Source organism: Pseudomonas sp. W3I7 (assembly GCF_030816095.1).
Lineage (GTDB): Bacteria > Pseudomonadota > Gammaproteobacteria > Pseudomonadales > Pseudomonadaceae > Aquipseudomonas > Aquipseudomonas salomonii.
The window spans coordinates 3376740-3391602 of the sequence record NZ_JAUSXP010000001.1 but is presented as its reverse complement, the minus strand read 5'-3'; the positions used below and the strand labels follow the sequence as shown (position 1 = coordinate 3391602).

Annotated in this window: 16 protein-coding genes, 1 tRNA gene and 1 pseudogene; 8 read left to right on the top strand and 10 right to left on the bottom strand. The window is 57.8% G+C overall.

Features of this window, described 5'->3' with window-relative positions; translation table 11 throughout:
• Positions 1–60: 60 nt before the first annotated feature.
• Entirely contained in the window at positions 61–423 is a 363-nt protein-coding gene (locus tag QF043_RS15760; protein ID WP_307419264.1) for an NUDIX hydrolase, read from the bottom strand.
• Positions 424–550: 127 nt separating this feature from the next.
• Here QF043_RS15760 and QF043_RS15755 point away from each other — a divergent pair, with 127 nt between their 5' ends.
• From QF043_RS15755 to QF043_RS15745, 3 genes are all read left to right on the top strand, one after another.
• Entirely contained in the window at positions 551–1531 is a 981-nt protein-coding gene (locus QF043_RS15755; RefSeq protein ID WP_307419263.1) for a Gfo/Idh/MocA family protein, read from the top strand.
• Positions 1532–1567: 36 nt separating this feature from the next.
• Positions 1568–2197, top strand: a complete 630-nt coding sequence (locus tag QF043_RS15750) for a ribonuclease T2 (RefSeq protein ID WP_307419262.1) — start codon at positions 1568–1570, stop codon at positions 2195–2197.
• Between the two features lie 174 nt (positions 2198–2371).
• The gene (locus tag QF043_RS15745; RefSeq protein ID WP_307419261.1) at positions 2372–2998 is read left to right on the top strand and encodes a ribonuclease T2; all 627 of its coding nucleotides are present in this window, start codon (positions 2372–2374) and stop codon (positions 2996–2998) included.
• An 8-nt stretch (positions 2999–3006) separates the two neighbouring features.
• Here QF043_RS15745 and QF043_RS15740 read toward each other — a convergent pair whose 3' ends face one another.
• Positions 3007–3858 carry a helix-turn-helix domain-containing protein gene (locus QF043_RS15740; RefSeq protein ID WP_307419260.1) on the bottom strand — a complete coding sequence of 284 codons (852 nt, stop codon included), beginning with the start codon at positions 3856–3858 and terminating at the stop codon, positions 3007–3009.
• Between the two features lie 109 nt (positions 3859–3967).
• Here QF043_RS15740 and QF043_RS15735 point away from each other — a divergent pair, with 109 nt between their 5' ends.
• Both QF043_RS15735 and glsB read left to right on the top strand, forming a co-directional pair.
• Positions 3968–4378 carry a hypothetical protein gene (locus QF043_RS15735; RefSeq protein WP_307419259.1) on the top strand — a complete coding sequence of 137 codons (411 nt, stop codon included), beginning with the start codon at positions 3968–3970 and terminating at the stop codon, positions 4376–4378.
• Positions 4379–4605: 227 nt separating this feature from the next.
• The gene (glsB, locus tag QF043_RS15730; protein ID WP_058422212.1) at positions 4606–5514 is read left to right on the top strand and encodes a glutaminase B; all 909 of its coding nucleotides are present in this window, start codon (positions 4606–4608) and stop codon (positions 5512–5514) included.
• Between the two features lie 41 nt (positions 5515–5555).
• Here glsB and QF043_RS15725 read toward each other — a convergent pair whose 3' ends face one another.
• The 4 genes from QF043_RS15725 to QF043_RS15710 form a co-directional block, all read right to left on the bottom strand.
• Positions 5556–6059, bottom strand: a complete 504-nt coding sequence (locus tag QF043_RS15725; RefSeq protein WP_307419258.1) for a signal peptidase II — start codon at positions 6057–6059, stop codon at positions 5556–5558.
• Between the two features lie 319 nt (positions 6060–6378).
• Positions 6379–6729 (bottom strand): hypothetical protein, encoded by a 351-nt coding sequence (locus tag QF043_RS15720; protein ID WP_307419256.1) that lies wholly within the window; start codon positions 6727–6729, stop codon positions 6379–6381.
• A 210-nt stretch (positions 6730–6939) separates the two neighbouring features.
• Positions 6940–7275, bottom strand: coding sequence for a DUF6124 family protein (locus tag QF043_RS15715; RefSeq protein ID WP_307419255.1), 336 nt, complete (start codon positions 7273–7275; stop codon positions 6940–6942).
• Between the two features lie 458 nt (positions 7276–7733).
• Positions 7734–7949, bottom strand: a complete 216-nt coding sequence (locus QF043_RS15710) for a hypothetical protein (RefSeq protein WP_307419254.1) — start codon at positions 7947–7949, stop codon at positions 7734–7736.
• A gap of 191 nt (positions 7950–8140) precedes the next feature.
• Here QF043_RS15710 and QF043_RS15705 point away from each other — a divergent pair.
• Together QF043_RS15705 and QF043_RS15700 are read left to right on the top strand one after the other, a co-directional pair.
• Positions 8141–8215: transfer RNA gene (locus QF043_RS15705), tRNA-Lys, on the top strand.
• Positions 8216–8266: 51 nt separating this feature from the next.
• On the top strand, positions 8267–10540 hold the full coding sequence (locus tag QF043_RS15700; protein ID WP_307419253.1) for a hypothetical protein: 2274 nt from the start codon (positions 8267–8269) through the stop codon (positions 10538–10540).
• A gap of 200 nt (positions 10541–10740) precedes the next feature.
• Here the strand turns inward: QF043_RS15700 and QF043_RS15695 are convergent, their stop codons facing one another.
• The 4 genes and pseudogenes from QF043_RS15695 to QF043_RS15680 all read right to left on the bottom strand — a co-directional run.
• Positions 10741–11985 carry a saccharopine dehydrogenase family protein gene (locus QF043_RS15695; protein ID WP_307419252.1) on the bottom strand — a complete coding sequence of 415 codons (1245 nt, stop codon included), beginning with the start codon at positions 11983–11985 and terminating at the stop codon, positions 10741–10743.
• A 28-nt stretch (positions 11986–12013) separates the two neighbouring features.
• Positions 12014–13111 carry a carboxynorspermidine decarboxylase gene (locus QF043_RS15690; RefSeq protein WP_065912037.1) on the bottom strand — a complete coding sequence of 366 codons (1098 nt, stop codon included), beginning with the start codon at positions 13109–13111 and terminating at the stop codon, positions 12014–12016.
• Between the two features lie 172 nt (positions 13112–13283).
• Positions 13284–13733 carry a GNAT family N-acetyltransferase gene (locus QF043_RS15685; protein ID WP_307419251.1) on the bottom strand — a complete coding sequence of 150 codons (450 nt, stop codon included), beginning with the start codon at positions 13731–13733 and terminating at the stop codon, positions 13284–13286.
• A 38-nt stretch (positions 13734–13771) separates the two neighbouring features.
• A pseudogene (locus tag QF043_RS15680) lies at positions 13772–13942 on the bottom strand (GGDEF domain-containing protein); the annotation flags it as partial.
• Positions 13943–14073: 131 nt separating this feature from the next.
• Here QF043_RS15680 and QF043_RS15675 point away from each other — a divergent pair.
• The gene (locus QF043_RS15675) at positions 14074–14679 is read left to right on the top strand and encodes a LysE family translocator (RefSeq protein ID WP_307419250.1); all 606 of its coding nucleotides are present in this window, start codon (positions 14074–14076) and stop codon (positions 14677–14679) included.
• Positions 14680–14863 lie beyond the last annotated feature (184 nt).

Sequence of the window (14863 nt, the reverse complement as noted above, 5' to 3'; positions counted from 1 at the left end):
GCGGGATTTGCAGCCGCTGCCGCGTTCGTCAAATCCTTTGTCGAACGGCAGAGCAGGGAGTCAGAGGCGGCGCACGAAAGACTTCACGATGTGGCGGGTGGCGTCGGTGGTGTCCAACTCGTCGATGGCCCCATAGGCGTGCCAGCGGCAGTCAATGATCTCATTGCAAGGGCGCGCCTCGCTGATGTTCACCACTGAGGCCTCGAACACGTGATGTAGGGTGTCGCGGGCCTTCAGCTCCTGCAAGTACAACAAACCATCCACATTCAACCCGGTTTCTTCTTCCAGCTCGCGTGCGGCGGCGCCGACCGGGCGCTCGTCACGCTCGACCTTGCCACCCGGCAATGCCCATTTGGAGCGGGCCTTGCGCACGAAGAGGATATGCCCCTCGTGTTCACAAATAACGGTTGCACGGATTTTCAATGTTTACACCTGCCTGGCTCAGTGACTGTCATGAAAGTGTAATGCAATTGTCATGCTGATTGAGGCTGGCATGCACCAGCGGTGATGTGGATACTGCCCCCTTGATGAAAACGGACGAGGACAACTGATGAATACCGTACGTTGGGGCATGATTGGCTGTGGCAGCGTCACTGAACTCAAGAGTGGACCCGCTTTCTACAAAGCGCCAGGTTCGGCGCTGGTGGCCGTGATGGGGCGCCGTGAAGAAGCGGTGCGTGATTATGCGGCACGCCACGGCATTGCCCGCTTCTATACCGACGCCCAGGCCTTGATCGACGACCCCGAAGTAGATGCGGTGTACATCGCCACACCGCCCGACAGCCACCTCGAATACAGCTTGATGGTGGCGGCAGCCGGCAAGCATTGCTGCGTCGAAAAGCCCATGTCGCTGAATGCCGAGCAGAGTGCCTTGATGCAGCGCACTTTCGAGCGGGCGGGGCTGCATCTGTTTGTTTCCTATTACCGCCGTTCGTTGCCGCGCTTCCAGCAAATACGCGACTGGCTGCAGGCCGGGCGCATCGGCGAGTTGCGCCAGGTGACCTGGAGCTTGTGCAAGCCGCCGGCCGCCGCCGATGCGAGCGCTGCCAATTGGCGCACCGACCCGACCATTGCCGGTGGCGGCTACTTTGCCGACCTGGCCAGCCATGGGTTTGATTTGTTCCAGTACCTGGCCGGCGATATCGTCGAGGTCACCGGGTTTACCGCACGACAGGCCGGCAATTACGCGGCGGAAGATGCGGTAACGGCCTGCTGGACCTTCGCAAACGGCGCACTGGGCATGGGCTGCTGGAACTTTGTCGCAGACCGGCGCGAAGACCGCGTGGAGCTGATCGGTAGCCGTGGCCGCATCACCTTTGCCGTGTTTGAAGACCAGCCGTTACGCCTGGAGGGTGAAGTGGATGAGGTGCTGGAAATAGCCTGCCATGAACATATCCAGTGGCATCACGTACTGGCCATGAATGCACATATTCGTGGCGAGTCCGAGCACCCTTCGCTGGCGATCGAGGCGCTGAAGACAGATCGGATCCTCGATAAGGTGTTACTCCGTAACCCTAATTTGCCGGGTTAATCGGGATATACCTGTTTTTTTCTCAGGAATAGGCAAATGAAATATTGGATGCTGTTGTGGCTGTTACTGGCCACCAATGTGCTGGCGGCCCCCCGTAGTCAGGGGGTGCCTGGGGCGTTTGATTTTTATGTGCTGTCGTTGTCATGGTCGCCGACGTTCTGCCTGACGCACCCTGGCAACGAGCAATGCACGGGCAAAGGCTATGGGTTTGTGCTGCATGGGCTTTGGCCGCAATACGCCAAGGGCGGCTGGCCGGCGTCGTGCGATACGCAATCGCGGTTGTCGGCGGCCGACCTGGCCAAAGGTGCGCTGATTTTCCCCACGCAGGCTTTGCTCAAGCACGAGTGGGCCAAACACGGCACCTGCAGCGGGCTGGACGCTTCGCGTTACCTGGAGGCCACCGATACGGCCTTGGCCAACGTGCAGATTCCGCAGCAGTTGCAGCCGTTCAATGTGCCCAATTACATGGAGGCACGGGAGATCGAGCATTTGTTCCGAGAGAGCAACCCAGCCATGGGTGACCATGGCATGGCAGTCATTTGCAAAGGCCGGGTGCTGTCCGAAGTGCGCGTGTGTCTGAGCAAAGAGCTGCGTTTTGCTGGCTGCCCCCGCAGTGTTAAAAGCCAATGCAGGGGCGGCGATATCCGCATTCCGACTCAGCGCTGATTGAGTGGTGGCTTGGGTGCAACGCGATGTCGGCTAAAGCTGGTGCACTCCGGCCATCCTTCGCCTGCGATTGAGGCGCCTGGGAGCGATCGGATCCTGGATAAGGTGGTACAACGTTACTCCAATTTGCCAAGTTAATCGGGATATACCTGTTCCTTTCTAAGGAGTGGGCAAATGAAATATTGGATGCTGTTGTGGCTGTTGCTGACCATCAATGTGTTGGCGGCTTCGCGTAGTCAAGGGACGCCTGGAGCGTTTGATTTTTATGTGTTGTCGCTGTCATGGTCGCCTACCTATTGCCTGATAAATCCAGGCAAAACAAAATGCACGGAAGACTACGGTTTTTTGCTGCATGGCCTTTGGCCGCAATACACCAAAGGCGGTTGGCCGGAATCGTGTGATGCGCAATCGCGCCTGTCGCCAACTGAATTGGCCAAAGGTGCGTTGGTCTTCTCCTCACAGGCCTTGCTCAAGCACATGTGGGCCAAACACGGTACGTGCAGTGGGTTGGGTGCCTCGGGTTATCTGGATGCGACCGATACGGCACTGGCGGCCGTGAAGATTCCGCAGCAATTGGAGCCGTTCAATGCGCCCAATTACCTGCATGCACAAGAGATCGAGAGCCTGTTCAGCCAGAGCAACCCGACCATGGGCAACCCTGGTATGGCGGTCATTTGCAAAGGCAGGGTGCTGTCCGAAGTGCGGGTGTGCATGAGCAAGGAGCTACGTTTTACCAACTGCCCCGATAGCGTGAAAACAACGTGCAGGGCTGGCGATATCCGCATTCCGACTCAGCGCTGATTAGCTGATCAACTGTCCGGGTGCAACGCGATGGCGCCAACCGCCGTTGCACTCGACGCGCCGGTGCGATCGGCCAGGTAACGCGCCGGCGGTTTGCCCACCGCCTTACGGAACATGGTGATAAAGCCGCTGGCGTTCTCATACCCCAGGTCCAGCGCCACCCGTTGCACGCTTTCCCCCTTGGCCAGGCGTTGCAGTGACAAGATTACATGCAACTGCCGGCGCCAGCGGCCGAAACTCAAACCCAACTCCTCCAGCAGCAGGCGCGTCATGCTGCGCTCACTCATGCCGATGCGCTGTGCCCATTGTTCGAGCGTGGACTTGTCAGTGGGGTTGGCCAGCAAGCTGTCGGCCAGGCGCCGTAGCCGCAGGTCCTGGGGCATGGGCAGGTGCAGGTCTTCAATGGGCGCCTGGGCCAGTTCATCCAACAGTGTGCTGATCAGGCGCCCCTGTGCGCCGTTTTCTTCGTACAAGTGGGGAAACGTTACCGCCTTGCTGATCAACTCATGCACCAGGCCCGACACTGCCAAGGTACAGCCTTGGGTGGGCAGGGCGCCGGCGGCGTCCGGGTCGATCAGCAGGCAATACACTTCAGCCTCGCCGGCGCCCCGTGCGGCATGGGCCAGGCCACCGGGAATCCACAGCGCGCACTGGGGCGGCACGATCCAGATTCCGGCCTCGATCTGGCAATGAATCACCCCGCGCAGGGTGTACATCAACTGGCCCTTGCGGTGCGAGTGCGGCGTGTGTTCCCAACGCTCGGACGTGCTGGTGGCGCCCACGGCCACCACTGCGCGCGGGATGACGTCGGCGTCCCTGGACCGGGAAAGGTCGTGCTCTTCGAGGCGGTGGCGTTGCATGGCGGGTTCGCTTTTTGGCCGAATTGCGAAACATTCTGGCTATTCTGTGCAATGTCGTCCAGTCGCGAGATCACTATAGTGAGAGCCACTCTCATTCAGGAGCTTTGCCATGCGACTCGACAGTACAACCTTCCCCGTGGTGAAAATCGTGTTTGACGCGCCGAACGAAGGCGGCCCCGAAGATGCTTTTTTGGTGTTCGAAAGCCTGCTGGCTCGCCAGCAAGCCTTTGTGCTGCTGCACGAAAAATCCGTCGACGAAAATAACCACGAGCACTCTCACGAGGAGCGCAAACACGCATCGATCTGGATGAAAAAAAACAAACAGGCGCTGCGTGCCTACGTCAAAGGCATGATCCAGGTGGAGCCCAGCGCCGCGCAACGCCTGGCCCTCAAGCCGTTTGCGGTGATGTTCGGCAAAGCCTGGGGCTATCCGCTGCTGGTGGTGGAATCCAGGGATCGCGCCTGGGCGCTGGCGCGGGATGTGCTCGATGAGCAGGTATCGGATGTGGCGCATTTTTGAGCGGCTATGCGAGACAAAATGTATGCGGGCTGACAGTGGCGAGCAAGCTTGCTTGCGCTGGGGTGCGAAGCGCCCCTAAAAAGCCGGAGACTGCTTCGCAGTCAGCGGGAGCAAGCTCCCTCGCCACAGCAAGCCCCCACATTGGTTGAATGGTGTGCTTGCGGACGCATTAAAGTATCCTGCGCGCCCCGCTTATCACTGATTCAACAAGAATGACCGGACAAGACATGCAGGCACTGCTGGAATCGATCCTGGGTGAAGTTCGCCCCCTGATCGGCCAGGGCAAAGTCGCCGACTACATCCCCGCACTCGCCGATGTACCCGCCAACCAGCTCGGCATTGCCGTGTACGGCAACGACGGCTCGGCCTATTGCGCAGGCGACGCCGACACGCTGTTTTCGGTACAGAGCATTTCCAAAGTGTTCAGCCTGGTGCAGGCCATCGACCATGGCGGCGAAACCATTTGGGAGCGCCTGGGTCACGAGCCTTCGGGGCAACCGTTCAACTCCATGGTGCAGCTGGAGTTCGAACGCGGCCGCCCGCGCAACCCCTTCATCAATGCCGGCGCCCTGGTGATCTGCGATATCAACCAGTCGCGCTTTGCCGTGCCGATTCTGTCGATGCGCGACTTCGTGCGGCGCCTGTCGGGTAACCCGCAAATCCTGGTCAACAGCGTCGTCGCCGAGTCCGAAGCGCAACATGGCGCGCGCAACGCGGCCATGGCCTACCTGATGAAGGCCTTCGGCAACTTCCACAACGACGTCGACGCGGTGCTGCACAGCTACTTCAATTACTGCGCGCTGCAAATGAGCTGTCTGGATCTGGCCAGGGCATTCAGCTTCCTGGCCAACGAGGGCGTAAGTGCCCACAGTGGCGAGCAGATTTTGACCGCGCGCCAGACCAAGCAAGTCAACTCGATCATGGCCACCAGCGGGCTGTATGACGAGGCGGGCAACTTTGCCTACCGCGTGGGTTTGCCGGGTAAAAGCGGGGTTGGCGGCGGAATTGTCGCGGTGGTGCCGGGGCAATTTACGGTATGCGTGTGGTCGCCGGAATTGAATGCGGCGGGGAACTCGCTGGCGGGGATGAAGGCGTTGGAGTTGCTCAGTGAGCGGATTGGGTGGTCGGTGTTTTGAGTGCCTGGGGATTCACGCTGATGCACGAATCCCCTTGCTGATCAGGATTTGTGGGGTTTCACAATCAGATCAAGCATCAAAAATAATGCCCCGGCTGTAATTGCAATATCAGCAATATTGAACACGCCGGTATGTGTGGGCCCCACGTTCAGCACCATGTAATCCACGACATGCCCGTCGCGAAACACACGGTCGATCAAGTTGGCGATACCGCCCAAGGCAATTGCGTAAAGCGGCAAGACTTTACGCAGCGGCTGGCTCCAGTTGGAAAGCGACCACCCCATGGCCCACGCCACCACGACGGCTACGCCAACGATAAAGATCAGCTGTTTGACCTGCGGCGGCAATGCGGCGCCCAGGCTGAGGAAGGCGCCTGGGTTGAGGCTCAGTTCCAGCGCAAGGTTGAGAGGGTTGGAGCCGATTTTGAAACTGCTGGCTTGCAGCGAAACCAGGGCCAGCAGTTTGACTAGCTGGTCCACGGCAATAAAGGCAATGCCGGCGAGGAGGGCGAAGGTGCGGCTTCGCAGAAGGGGCGATTTACTCAAGCGGTAACTTCCTGTTCCGGTCTGTCGATAGAGCGCCCGAAGATAGCTCAGGCGCTCTATCTCGTCCATCTTCAGGCGGCTGGGTGGGCCAGTAGGTCACTTCGTGCAGGGTGCTGGTGTCGTAATCTTGTGGGCCTGGGGGATTTGGGCTGTCTTTGATCATGGTGAGGCTCCTTTATAAATGGAGCTGCCACGATTCGCGGTCAAACGAACCAGGGTTGCAGCAATACGCGGGTTGACCGACCGGCTAAAGAGTTAGTTGCTTGCAATGCTGGGGAAATCAGTAGCTATTCGTGTTTGATAGTGATTGGCGATGCGACTATTCAGCTGTCACCCTTTGCGGTGTGTTGGACTCTAAATTAAAAGACGTTTCAAATTTTTTACCAGCGTTCGGGGTGAATACGGAAAACCAGGTTTTAAAGGAAGGGGAACCCTTCAGGTGATCGGCTTCCCATCGCCATGCACCGGCTTGGGTATTAAACGTAAGGACCGTTTCATCACGGCCATCCCAGAAAAATTCATAATTCCCACTGACGGGTTCCCACTTGTTGGTGCCCGTGTCATGGAATTTGCCGCTAAAGGAACCCTTAGACTCATCGTTTTTTTCTATGACTAAGCGATAAATGTTATTAGGGCCGCCATCGTAGTTGCCAATGAGAGTATATGCCATTTCAAGTACTCCTTCGTGGTAGGGGAGTTATACGGAGTAATGATGGCAACTAAAAAAGGGGCACACACCTGTGAATACTGACAGTTTTTTATAATTTTTCGCGATACTGTGTGGTCTTAATACGTAAAGGGGGTGTGCTAATAGGCCTCGTCATTTGCTTTATAAGAAATAGCTTATTGATAGTTCTCACGCTCTGCGTGGTAACGCTCTTCAGGCGGCTGGGTGGGCTATGTTCAGCGCTTTGTCCACCAGCAACTGCACACCTTCGAGCATGCGGCAGATGCCCAGCACGACATTGTGTTGGGAGCCGTCGATTTCAAATGCCAGGTGGTTGGCGATATCACTGATGGACGCCAGATCCTGGGAGGCGTTGACCAGCAGGGTTTCCGTGCCCAGGTCGGCGCGCACGGTGAAGATGCCTTCACTGGGTTCGGGAATGGGTTTGCCGGGGTTGAGGTAGTGGGCGATCGCACGGTAGGCCACTTCGTGCAGGGTGCTGGTGTCGTAGTCTTGATGGCCTGGGGGATTTGGGCTGTCTTTGATCATGGTGAAGCTCCTTTATAAATGGAGCTGCCACGATTCGCGGTCAAACGAATTAGGGTGGACCGACCGGCTAAAGAAGCAAATCCGGCATACCCGAAGGTATCCCGCGTACAGCTGCCGCGACACGATACATCAGGCGTAAAAAAAACGCCCAGGATCGATGCGGGTGCAGTTGCTCTTCTAAGTCGGACGGTCAAATCCGGCCGCTGAATTGGCAGCGACGGCACAGAGATTAGTCAGCCCACTTCCGACCGACAACCTGAAACCGCTGTGGGAAATATCTGAACGCACGCGATCTCCTGTGGGAGCTGGCTTGCCTGCGATAGCAGTGTGTCAGTCAACCCATGCGGTACTTGAAGATCGCTATCGCAGGCAAGCCAGCTCCCACAGGTTGATCTTCATCGCTCGTTGATGGCGAGGGTCATACCTGCGAGCTGTGAACCAGGCGCAATCCAGCGTATTCAACCCGCCCATAACAGCATGAGCATGCCGACGCACAGCAGCACGGCGTACACCGGCAGTACGCGGCGGACGCGGTCTTGCAGTGCGCCAAGGGTGCAAAGTGCGATGATTAGCGCGAACACCCGGCGGGGCAGGAGGGCGGTGATGCCTAAACGGTTTCGTGCCCGTGGCTTGATCGGCGAAGTGTTGCGATTTGCGGGCTCTGGCCGGTTCATGGACGAGTCCTTTCGCTCATGATGAATGGGTGAGCGCAATCGATGATTACGCTCTCGACTGGCTAAGCTCGCGCAATTTTTGGGGGCGTAACCTGTGGGGTTTGACAGGTTTTTAGTTATTTTTGCTTCAGATTTATGACGGTCGTGGCCCTTCACATTTTTCAGGTGTTGCTCGACAATGCGTGCTCTGTTCCGGAGTAGTTCAGCGGTAGAACACTCGGCTCTTAACCGGGTGGGCGCTGGTTCGAATCCAGCCTCCGGACCCATTACATACACAGCAATCTGGGCACACCTCCAGATCACAAGGAGTGACTAGCATGGACGCAGGTTATGCAGTCTTCCAACTGTCGAAAGCGCTGCTCGCGCACGATTTGGATTGCGGCCCAGTCGCTGGCTTTAACTCCCGCAGGCGTATCTCACGCTGGCAGCAGGTCATTGAGAACCTGCTGCAAGGCAACGTCGAGTATGGCTCGCGTACACCGATTGCTGAGATTCCAGCCTGGGTTACGCTAGAAGTCGTCACGGGCGGCTTTGCTACCGGCAATCTGTTGGCAGGTGGCGAACTGACGGACTATGAGCGTGAACTGGCCGCCTCTATTCCAGGTATTCGTCCAGGTTTTGAACGGCTCGATATCAATGCCTGGCATCTCACGGATGACGGCCTTGAGGCCCTGCACTCACGTTTGGCCTGCTGTGATTATGCGGTTGATGTGCCGGAAGAGGCCGCGTTACTGACAGTAGCTTGGCTAGTCGGGCAGCAGCGAACCGAGCAGGCTCGGGCGCTGATAGGCGTGATTGGACCGTTCTTTGACCGGTTGCGTTTCTTCCCGTCGATCTCTACGCAGCTGCCGTTTTCAGCCGCGCAGGTGCACATTGTGGACACAGGCGAGATCAAGCAGTTGCTTTCAACCTTGCCTTCCCAGGCTCAGATCATTGTGCAGAAACAGACAATCAAAACGCGTTTACCGCTTTATGATTCAGCTGTTTCGCATTTCCTTCTTACCTATGATGCAGGCTGGCCGTGCCGTCATTACCCGAGTGGATGGTGTGAGCGGGCGGCCGAGCTAGCGCTGGATTTTAAACGGCTCGGTATCGACGGGCGCTCTTCGGATCGCGTGGGGGAACTGTTTTCTTTACTTGGGCAATGCGCCCGCGACGCGCAATCGCTCAGCGGGCGTCAAGTCGGTCGCGTAAGGCAAATAGTCGATGATTTTGTGCGCAAGCATGGCGATCCGGGTTCAGTCTCTCACCGTGCGTTGCGTGCGAATCAACTTCGTCAGGTGGCGGGGCCGGGGCATCAGCTCATTGCTCGTGTTGTGGCGAATCGCCTCTCAGCGTATCCCGCGCAGGGTGGTCTCTCGGATTTTGCTGATTTGGCCGCGCCGATCACCGCTGAGGAGGCTTTGACGTTTGGGCAGGGCGAGGGCGTTGACATTCCACCAGCGATCCAGCGCCGCCTTCAGCGATGCAGGAGTGGCACGATCAGCGAATTGATCGAGCATGGGCTGATTACTTCAGGGGATACCGTCGCGCGGGTGTTGCCCGCGATGACCGCGCAACTGAGCAGTTCGGGGTTGCGCGATAAAGCGCTGAGAATGGTATACGCCGCTACCTATCGCGCGTTCCGCCGACGGCGTTCGTTATTACTGCTGAACCTTCAGCGCCAGGTTGGCCTTAGTGAGTTGCCTTGGGTTGCCGTCATTGAAGGCGATCGCCAGTCCGGTGCCGTGGTGGCAGGAGCTGCCCAGCAGGCACTGGTTGAGTCATCGGCGTTGACGCTGTCTGCTTTCCCTTACGCCATCCTGCCTAACAAGCTTCTTCAGGAATTCTCAACACTGGCGGACACTGCGGAACTGGACCTGCCCTTTGTGGAAGAGGTCGCCGCAGATATCTTCATGGGTAAGTTTTCCGATAAATTTACCGATGCTGCCAGTCGAGCAGGCCGGATGCTGGCAGGCTCCCTCTACGCCCGTTATTACGACATTGATACCGATGAGCTGGCGAGCCTTGTTACCCAAGGGCGACGACGTGCGCGAGCGGCAAACAATGCTTTCGCGACGTTGTGCGCAAAGCGTGCAGGGGCTGAGTTGGGTACGTGGCACCCGGCGACCAACGGCACCATTGTTGAGCAACAACAGATTTTAACTACGCAGAACCTCGCGTTACTGTTTGAAGAGCTTGGGTTGAAGGTTTTGCTGCAGCCGAGGTTAGGCAGCATGGTGCAGGCGTGTTTTGAGTGGGTCTGCAAAAGGCATCGGATGCGGATTGAGCATTATCATGCTCGGTTGAGCATGCTCAAAAATACCGCCTATGCCTGGCGTCAGATGGTGTTCTATCTGGCGATGCTTGATGAGGGTGAGCGCAGGGATGCCATGGCGTCAGTCGAGGCTTGTTTCGCCACACAGCCAGTGGCTTTTCGAGAGACATTCCTGCCGGTGATGAGTGGCTTGCGCAAGGTTTGCGCCGGCGAAGTGTTGCCTCAGCACGCTGCAACCGAAGACGGCGCGAGAGTCTTTCTGGGATGGACTGTTACACGGCACTGGTTGCTGGCGCCGCAGGACGTTATTTCAAGCCGGACGGTTGAGAAGTAGTCATGCCAGAGCGCCAAATGTGGCGGCAGGCTTGCTTGCGAATGCAGGGTGTCAGTCAACCTGTTCGTCACTGATACACCGCTTTCGCGAGCAAGCCCGCTCCCACATTTGGTTCTTCATTATTCTGACAAGTCTGTTATGGCCCAACAAAAAATGCGCCCCTGAGGGCGCATTTTTTTGTTCGGTCAGCAATCACCTGATCAGGCCATCGCATCCCAAGCCCGATCACCATTCTCGTCTTTAATCCGAGTCGGCAAGCCCATCACGTCCAGCGCCTTCAGGAACGGCTCAGCCGGCAGTTCCTCAACGTTAGCCATGTGTTTCACGTCCCACTCGCCACGCGCTACCAGCAGCGCAGCGGCCACCGGTGGTACGCCTGCGGTGTAGGAAATGCCTTGGCTGTCGGTCTCGGCAAAGGCTTCTTCATGGCAGGCCACGTTGTAGATGAACATCTCACGTGGCTGGCCGCCTTTGGTGCCTTTGACCAGGTCACCGATGCAGGTTTTGCCGGTGTAGCCCGGGGCGAGCGAAGACGGGTCGGGCAGCACGGCCTTGACCAGTTTAAGCGGCACGACTTCCAGGCCTTCGGCGGTGGTGACCGGCTTTTCGGAGAGCAGGCCGAGGTTTTTCAATACGGTGAACACGTTGATGTAGTGTTCGCCGAAGCTCATCCAGAAACGCACGTTGGGCACGTCGAGGTTTTTCGACAGCGAGTGCACTTCATCGTGGCCGGTAAGGTAGAGGTTCTGCGAACCGACGACCGGCAGGTCGTCGGTGCGTTTGACTTCGAACATGGTGTTGCTGGTCCACTGGCTGTTCTGCCAGCTCCACACCTGCCCGGTGAACTCGCGGAAGTTGATTTCCGGGTCGAAGTTGGTGGCAAAGTATTTGCCATGGCTGCCGGCATTGACATCGAGAATGTCGATCGAATCAATGCGGTCGAAATGCTGTTGCTGCGCCAGCGCGGCATACGCGTTGACGACACCCGGGTCGAAGCCCACGCCAAGAATGGCAGTGATGTTCTTCTGTTTGCACTCTTCCAGGTGGTTCCATTCATAGTTGCCGTACCACGGCGGGGTCTCGCAGACCTTGCCCGGCTCTTCGTGAATGGCGGTGTCCAGGTACGCAACGCCCGTGTCGATGCAGGCACGCAGTACCGACATGTTGAGGAACGAGGAACCTACGTTGATGACGATCTGCGACTCTGTCTCGCGGATCAGGGCCTTGGTCGCTTCCACGTCCATGGCGTTCAGCGCAAAGGCTTTAATATCCGCAGGCACCTTGAGGCTACCCTTGGCCTTGACGCTGTCGATGATGGCCTGGCATTTGGAGATGTTGCGCGACGCGATAGCAATACGACCGAGTTCGTCGTTGTGCTGCGCGCACTTGTGGGCCACCACCTTGGCGACACCTCCTGCACCAATGATAAGAACGTTCTTTTTCAATTGCTTTATCTCTCCTTTATCCGCCAGCTTACGAAAGGCTGGACAGGTAGTCGTCGTAACCAAATTCACGAACCACCTCGACTGTACCGTCGAGTTGTTTCACTACGATGGACGGCATTTTCAGGCCGTTGAACCAGTTTTTCTTGACCATGGTGTAGCCTGCGGTGTCGATGAACGACAGCCGATCGCCGATGGCCAGCGGACGATCAAATTGATACTCGCCGAAGATGTCCCCGGCCAGGCAGGATTTGCCGCACACCATATAGGTGTGTTCACCCTCGCTCGGCGCCAGCTTGGCGTTGAGGCGGTAGATCAGCAGGTCCAGCAGGTGGGCTTCGATGGAGCTGTCCACTACAGCAAGGTTCTTGCCGTTGTAGAGGGTGTCGAGCACGGTGACTTCCAGGGAAGCGCTGTTGGTGATCGCCGCTTCGCCGGGTTCCAGGTACACCTGCACGTCGTACTTCTGCGAGAACGCCTTGAGGCGCTGGCAGAAGGCGTCGATGGCATAGCCTTCACCGGTAAAGTGGATGCCGCCGCCGAGGCTCACCCAGTTGACCTTGTGCAGCAGCGCACCGAAGCGTTCTTCGATGGTGTTCAGCATCTGGTCGAACAGGTTGAAGTCACCGTTCTCGCAGTTGTTGTGGAACATGAAGCCCGAGATCTGCTCGATCACGCCTTCGATCTTCACCGGGTCCCACTCGCCCAGGCGGCTGAATGGGCGCGCCGGGTCGGCGAGCAAATAGTCGGAGCTGCTGACCTGCGGGTTGACGCGCAGGCCGCGGGTCTTGCCTTCGCTGCGTTCGGCAAAACGTTGCAATTGGCTGATGGAGTTGAAGATGATCTTGTCGCAGTTCTCCAGCATCTCTTCGATTTCGTCGTCAGCCCACGCCACGCTGTAGGCGTGCGCTTCACCTTCGAACTTCTGGCGACCGAGCTTCAATTCATACAGCGACGACGAGGTGGTGCCGTCCATGTATTCCTGCATCAGGTCAAACACCGACCAGGTGGCAAAGCACTTGAGCGCCAGCAGCGCCTTGGCGCCGGACTGCTCGCGCACGTAAGCAATCTTCTGCATGTTGACCAGAAGCTTCTGTTTATCGATGAGGTAGTACGGCGTTTTGATCATTTTTGAGAGCCTGCGGCGGTGCCTGCCAAAAAAGGACACGCATTGTGCCCGCACTTGGATCAGATCGAAAGGTTAGCGGGCGGATTTTGCGCGCCAGGTTTCCAAGGGTAGCGTCTGAGTATGACTGTTTATGGCTACAACGCCGGTCTGCGGTAGCTGCAGGTGAGCCAAATCACTTCACGGACTTGGCGTGAGTGGCGGTGTCATCAGTCACCGTGTGAAACCCGCACTGTCGATAAAACGCTGCGCCCTGCGCTGTGTCTGTCGTCAGGCGCACCGTTTGAAAGTGCAGGGCGGCGAATGCCAGCAACTGTTGTACCAGCGCTTTTCCAATATGTTGCCCACGCATTGATGGAGCGACGTAGACGCGGCGTATTCGTCCGTTGTCGGGAGTGGAATACGGATCGCGTGAAACGCCCCCGATTGCGACCAACTGGTCGTGGCGGAACACACCCAAAAGGCACTCGCCGGGTTGATCAAACCGAGTGGTGCGGTTGTCCCATTCGGTGACAAGCCGCGTGAGGATCCTGAACCCTTCGGCGACGGCCTGCGCGTGCAGCGTGTGGATCTGCTCGGGCAGATCTTCCAGGCGTTTTATCGAAAAGTCTTGGCAGAGAACCATCACGCCACCCGATGGCGACCCGCGCCCCTGGCCTGATACAGCTGCCTATCCGCACGCTTGAGCAGCGCCGAGGAATCCCGGTCGGCTGAGGCCTGCTTCATTTGTTCGGTGGCGATATGGCCCACGTAGATCCCGACGCTCAGCAGCGTGAGCAGTGACAAACCGGCAAACCATAAGGTCAGGTGAGTGCGCAGGCTGGCGTTGATCATGGGTACTCATTTGAGTGGGTATTTTAAACATGATAGTCGTTGCGCAGAGGTGATGAACAACCACAAACGTTCAAGAATGCGCACCAACCCCCTCAGTAGACTCGCCTGACTTCTTCTACTGCAGGTTCCCCATGGACATTTTTCTCTACGCGTTCAGCGTCATGTACAGCCCCGGCCCCGTCAACCTGATGGGCCTGAACGCCGGCCTCACGGGCAAGTTCCGTCGCTCCACCGGCTTCTACATCGGCGTGGGGTGCGCGATGCTGTTGATGTTCGTGCTGTTCGGCTACACCGGCGAAGCGATCATCTCCCAGGCGGCGTTGCCGTATATTTCTTTGATTGGCGGCGTATACACGCTGTACCTCGCGTACCAGGTGTTCACCGCGCGTACCGAGGTGGATGATTCTTCAGGTTCGCCGGCCAAGACCCTGACCTTCTGGAATGGCCTGGTGATTCAGCTGCTCAACCCCAAGGGCATCGTCGCGGTGTTGCCGATTACCAGCGTGATGTTGCCGGCGGCGCATATTACCGGCGCCTCGATCTTTGGCGTGTCGGCCTTGCTGGGGCTGGGGGCGGTCGGCGCGCCGTGGGTGTACGCCTTGCTGGGCGCGCTGCTGGGGCGGCGGATCAACGGGGCGGCGGCGTTTATCTGGTTCAACCGCTGCATGGGGCTGGCGCTGACCGGGTGTGCGTATTTCATGTTTCACGCGTTCTACCTGCACGTCTTTACACCTTAAGCCGTGGGCCAGCCTCGGTGGCGCGCAGTGTCAGGCTCCGACGTCAAGGGCGATCAATACCCCATAGGTGCGAACGCGCACGAGCTTGCACGGCGCTTGTGGGAAACTTGATGGATATCGCCGACATCGATGATGAAATCTACCGGGCTTTTTTGCGTTAAAGAGTGGAGAGAACAATGACGAG

Coding starts and splice junctions, on each gene's coding strand:
- QF043_RS15690 (WP_065912037.1), bottom strand. CDS start 13,111: ATGATCAAAACGCCGTACTACCTCATCGATAAACAGAAGCTTCTGGTC.
- QF043_RS15735 (WP_307419259.1), top strand. CDS start 3,968: ATGCGACTCGACAGTACAACCTTCCCCGTGGTGAAAATCGTGTTTGAC.
- QF043_RS15685 (WP_307419251.1), bottom strand. CDS start 13,733: ATGGTTCTCTGCCAAGACTTTTCGATAAAACGCCTGGAAGATCTGCCC.
- QF043_RS15740 (WP_307419260.1), bottom strand. CDS start 3,858: ATGCAACGCCACCGCCTCGAAGAGCACGACCTTTCCCGGTCCAGGGAC.
- QF043_RS15745 (WP_307419261.1), top strand. CDS start 2,372: ATGAAATATTGGATGCTGTTGTGGCTGTTGCTGACCATCAATGTGTTG.
- QF043_RS15710 (WP_307419254.1), bottom strand. CDS start 7,949: ATGAACCGGCCAGAGCCCGCAAATCGCAACACTTCGCCGATCAAGCCA.
- glsB (WP_058422212.1), top strand. CDS start 4,606: ATGCAGGCACTGCTGGAATCGATCCTGGGTGAAGTTCGCCCCCTGATC.
- QF043_RS15700 (WP_307419253.1), top strand. CDS start 8,267: ATGGACGCAGGTTATGCAGTCTTCCAACTGTCGAAAGCGCTGCTCGCG.
- QF043_RS15755 (WP_307419263.1), top strand. CDS start 551: ATGAATACCGTACGTTGGGGCATGATTGGCTGTGGCAGCGTCACTGAA.
- QF043_RS15715 (WP_307419255.1), bottom strand. CDS start 7,275: ATGATCAAAGACAGCCCAAATCCCCCAGGCCATCAAGACTACGACACC.
- QF043_RS15675 (WP_307419250.1), top strand. CDS start 14,074: ATGGACATTTTTCTCTACGCGTTCAGCGTCATGTACAGCCCCGGCCCC.
- QF043_RS15750 (WP_307419262.1), top strand. CDS start 1,568: ATGAAATATTGGATGCTGTTGTGGCTGTTACTGGCCACCAATGTGCTG.
- QF043_RS15720 (WP_307419256.1), bottom strand. CDS start 6,729: ATGGCATATACTCTCATTGGCAACTACGATGGCGGCCCTAATAACATT.